At 73.2% G+C, this 3,713-nt stretch carries 3 protein-coding genes and 1 pseudogene; 2 read left to right on the plus strand and 2 right to left on the minus strand.

The features are described from left to right. Nucleotides 1-77: 77 nt before the first annotated feature. Both KUM49_RS36080 and KUM49_RS36085 read left to right on the plus strand, forming a co-directional pair. A complete protein-coding gene (locus KUM49_RS36080) occupies nucleotides 78-1,082 on the plus strand; it encodes a Gfo/Idh/MocA family oxidoreductase (protein ID WP_217241183.1) in 1,005 nt (334 codons plus the stop codon). Next, nucleotides 1,079-2,101, plus strand: coding sequence for a Gfo/Idh/MocA family protein (locus KUM49_RS36085; RefSeq protein WP_217241184.1), 1,023 nt, complete (start codon nucleotides 1,079-1,081; stop codon nucleotides 2,099-2,101). Before KUM49_RS36080 ends, KUM49_RS36085 begins: the two co-directional genes overlap by 4 nt. Before the next feature lie 62 nt (nucleotides 2,102-2,163). On the opposite strand, the gene KUM49_RS36090 is transcribed toward KUM49_RS36085, so the two are convergent. Beyond that, nucleotides 2,164-3,192 carry a Gfo/Idh/MocA family protein gene (locus tag KUM49_RS36090; RefSeq protein WP_217241185.1) on the minus strand — a complete coding sequence of 343 codons (1,029 nt, stop codon included), beginning with the start codon at nucleotides 3,190-3,192 and terminating at the stop codon, nucleotides 2,164-2,166. Nucleotides 3,193-3,464: 272 nt separating this feature from the next. Continuing rightward, nucleotides 3,465-3,713, minus strand: a pseudogene (locus KUM49_RS36095) (sugar ABC transporter ATP-binding protein); the annotation flags it as partial.

Consider the following 3,713-nt stretch of genomic DNA (forward strand, 5'->3'; position numbering starts at 1 on the left):
CACCCGTTCGTAGGCCCCCCACCCGCTCGCAGGCCCCCACCCGCTCGTAAGATCCCGCCCAAAAGGAGCAAGTCCCCATGCGCATCGGAATCCTCGGCCTCGGCCGCATCGGCGCCTTCCACGCCGAGACCCTCTCCGGACTCGACGCGGTCGCCTCGCTCGTCGTCGCCGACCCGTTCGCGGACGCCGCCAAGGCCGCCGCCGAGCGGTTCGGCGCCGAGGTCGCGGACTCCCCCGAGGCCGTGCTGGCCGCCGGGGTGGACGGCATCGTCGTCGCGGCGGCGACCGACGCCCACCCGGCGCTGATCCGCGCCGCCGTGGAGGCGGGCGTGCCCGTGTTCTGCGAGAAGCCCGTCGCCCGCACCATGCGGGAGGGCGTCGAGGTACTCAAGTCCGTCCAGGGCAGTGCCGTCCCGATCCAGATCGGCTACAACCGGCGCTTCGACGCCGGGTTCGTCGCCGCGCGGGCCGCCGTGCGGAGCGGCGAGCTGGGCACGCTGCACACCGTACGCTCCACCACGCTGGACCCCGCCCCGCCGCCGGCCGCCTACATCGCCGCCTCCGGGGGCATCTTCCGGGACTGCTCGGTGCACGACTTCGACATCATCCGCTGGGTGACCGGCCGCGAGGTGACCGAGGTGTACGCGGTCGGCGGCAACCGGGGCGCCGACTTCATCAAGGAGGCGGGCGACGCCGACACCACGGGCGCGATCCTCACCCTGGACGACGGCACGATCGCGGTGGTGTCCAACTCCCGCCACAACGCCCGCGGTTACGACGTCCGCATGGAGATCCACGGCTTCACGGACTCCATCGCCGTCGGCCTGGAGGACAAGCTGCCGCTGCGCTCGGTCGAGCCCGGCGTGACCTTCCCGGCCGGCACCCCGCACGACTTCTTCATGGACCGCTTCACCGAGGCCTACCGCGCCGAACTCACCGCGTTCACCGAGGTCGTTGCGGGCACCCGCACCTCCCCGTGCACGATCGAGGACGCGCTGGAGGCGGGCTGGATCGCCGAGGCGTGCACACTGTCGCTGGGCGAGCACCGTCCCGTGACGATCGAGGAGGTACGGCAGGCATGAGCGAACCGGGCCGGGAACCACTGCGCATCGGAGTACTGGGCGCGGCACGCATCACCGAACGCTCCCTCGTGGACCCGGCCCGGGCGACCGGCCACCGCCTCGTCGCGGTGGCCGCCCGCGACCGCTCCCGCGCAAAGACCTTCGCCACGGCGCACGGCGTGGAACGGGTGGCCGACTCGTACGCCGACCTGATCGCCGACCCCGGGGTCGAGGCCGTCTACAACCCGCTCGCGAACGGCCTGCACGGGCCGTGGAACCTCACCGCCCTCGCGGCGGGCAAGCACGTCCTGACCGAGAAGCCGTCGGCGAGCAACGCCGAGGAGGCCGCCGAGGTACGGGAGGCGGCGGCGAAGTCCGGGGCCGTCTTCATGGAGGGCTTCCACTACCTCTTCCACCCGGTGACCCGGCGTCTGCACGAGATCCTGCAAAGCGGTGAACTCGGTGAGCTGCGGCGGGTGGAGACACTGGTCGCCATCCCCGCCCCGGACGACGCCGACCCACGCTGGTCGCTGCCGCTGGCCGGCGGAGCCGTGATGGACCTGGGCTGCTACAGCCTCCACGCGGCGCGGATGCTCGGCCCCTGGGCGGGCGGCGCGCCCCGCCTCGTCTCCGCGCGGGCCGGGGAGCGCGCGGCCGCCCCCGGCGTCGACGAGTGGCTGGACGCCGAGCTGGAGTACCCGGGCGGGGCCGTCGCGTCGGCCCGCTGCCACATGGCGTACGACGAGCTGGAGATGAGCTGCCGGATCATCGGCACCCGCGGTGAGGCGAGCGCGCCCAACTTCGTGCTGCCGCACCTGGACGACCGGGTCGTGGTGCGTACGCCGGAGGGCGAGCGGACGGAACGGCTCGGGACGCGGTCGTCGTACACGTACCAGCTGGAGGCGTTCGCGGACCGGGTGCGCGGCGGCGCACCGGGGCCGCTGGACGCGGACGACGCGGTGGCGACGATGACGCTGATCGACGAGTGCTACCGGGCGGCGGGGTTCGAGCCCCGCCCGCGTACGGCGGCCGGGGGCTGATGCACGGGGTGCGCGCCTGTCCGCGGAATCGGCGGGCCGGCGTCGCCGCCTCCCCGCTTCGGTCACCGGTACAGGGCGGGCTTCTCCACCAGGTCGACCCGCACCCGGCCGCCGTCCTCCAGCGCCCGTACCCCCGCCTCGCAGACCGCCGCCGCGGCATAGCCGTCCCAGACGCTCGGGCCGGCCGTCTCGCCGCGGCGGGTGGCGTCGGCCCAGCTCTGGATCTCGCGGTCGTAGGCGTCGGCGAAGCGCACGGTGTAGTCCTGGTCGATGGTGCCGCCCCAGCGGCCGGCCATGTTGGTGACCATGGCGTGGCCGTCGCCGACGCGGGCGGTGCCGCGTTCGCAGACCACCTCGGCCTGGACCTGGTAGCCGAAGCCGCAGTTGACGAAGATCTCGACGTCGGAGACAGCGCCGCCGTCCGTCTCGAAGACGACGAACTGCGGGTCCTGCAGGGCGTCCGGCGCGCTCGCGGAGGGGGTCGGGCGCAGCACCGTGACGGCCGTGATCTCGTGGCCGAGCAGCCAGCGGGTCACGTCCGTCTCGTGTGCCACGGAGTCGCTGATGAGCATGGCGCTGGTGAAGCCGGGCGGGCTGGCGACGTTGCGGTGCCGGTTGTGGAGCATGAGCGGGCGGCCCAACTGGCCTGTCTCCAGGAGGGCCTTGAGCCTGACGTACTCGACGTCGTAGCGGCGCATGAAGCCGACCTGGACCAGTCGCCGGCCCACCTTCTGCTCGGCCTCCAGCACCCGCAGCGCGGAGGCCGCGTCGGGGGTGAGCGGCTTCTCGCACAGCACCGGCAGACCGTGCTCGAAGGCGGTCAGCAGGGCGGCCTCGTGGGCGGGGCCGGGGGAGGCGATGAGGACGGCGTCGACGTCGGCGGCCGCCATCGCGGAGGCCGGGTCGGTGTACGCGGTGCAGCCGTCGACGCGGGCCGCGACCGTGCGGGCGCGCTCCGCGTCGACGTCCACCACGGCGGTCACCCGGGCTCCACTGGTGACCTGTTGGATACGGCGGACATGGTCGGCGCCCATCCGGCCGGTGCCGATGACGGCGACGCCGAGTTCTTCGCTCGTGCCACGGGGTGTCATGGTCGTCCCTTCAGGCGCCACGGAACCTCAGGAACTTGTCGGTCGAGTCGAGGAAGCGCTCGACGTGGTCCTCGGTGTCGATGGGTGTCGGCGTGACGACGAGGTGGCCCGCGCCCATCGCCCGGTGGAGCGCGGCGACCTGGCTGACGTGCCGGGAGCTTCAGGTCGCGCCTGACCACCTCGTCGGCGGACCAAGCCGGGCGGGGTCGGTGGGCGGACGGCCGCACGGCCCCGGCTCGGTCAAGGAGCCGGGGGCCGAGCTGAGGGCCGTCTCAGGACTTCCCCTCGCCGGTGGCCGCCACGGACGCGGTGAGGTCCTCCGCTTCCGGGAGTTCCTCGACGTCGACGCCTCGCACCTGGGACAACTCGTGCTTGAGAGCGGCGAGTTCGGAGCCGCCCGCCATGTGGTTGGTGAGTTCCTCCAGGCTGACCTGGTCGCGGGAGGCGGACAGTTCCATGGTGCCGAGGCGCAGCACGCTGAAGTGGTCGCCGACCATGTAGGCGTGGTGGGGGTTGTGGGT

Origin of the sequence: Streptomyces sp. AC555_RSS877 (assembly GCF_019049245.1) — a bacterium.
Lineage (GTDB): Bacteria > Actinomycetota > Actinomycetes > Streptomycetales > Streptomycetaceae > Streptomyces.

Excerpts from the sequence above, each read along its gene's own strand:
- KUM49_RS36080 (WP_217241183.1), top strand. The coding sequence starts at position 78 with ATGCGCATCGGAATCCTCGGCCTCGGCCGCATCGGCGCCTTCCACGCC.
- KUM49_RS36085 (WP_217241184.1), top strand. The coding sequence starts at position 1,079 with ATGAGCGAACCGGGCCGGGAACCACTGCGCATCGGAGTACTGGGCGCG.
- KUM49_RS36090 (WP_217241185.1), bottom strand. The coding sequence starts at position 3,192 with ATGACACCCCGTGGCACGAGCGAAGAACTCGGCGTCGCCGTCATCGGC.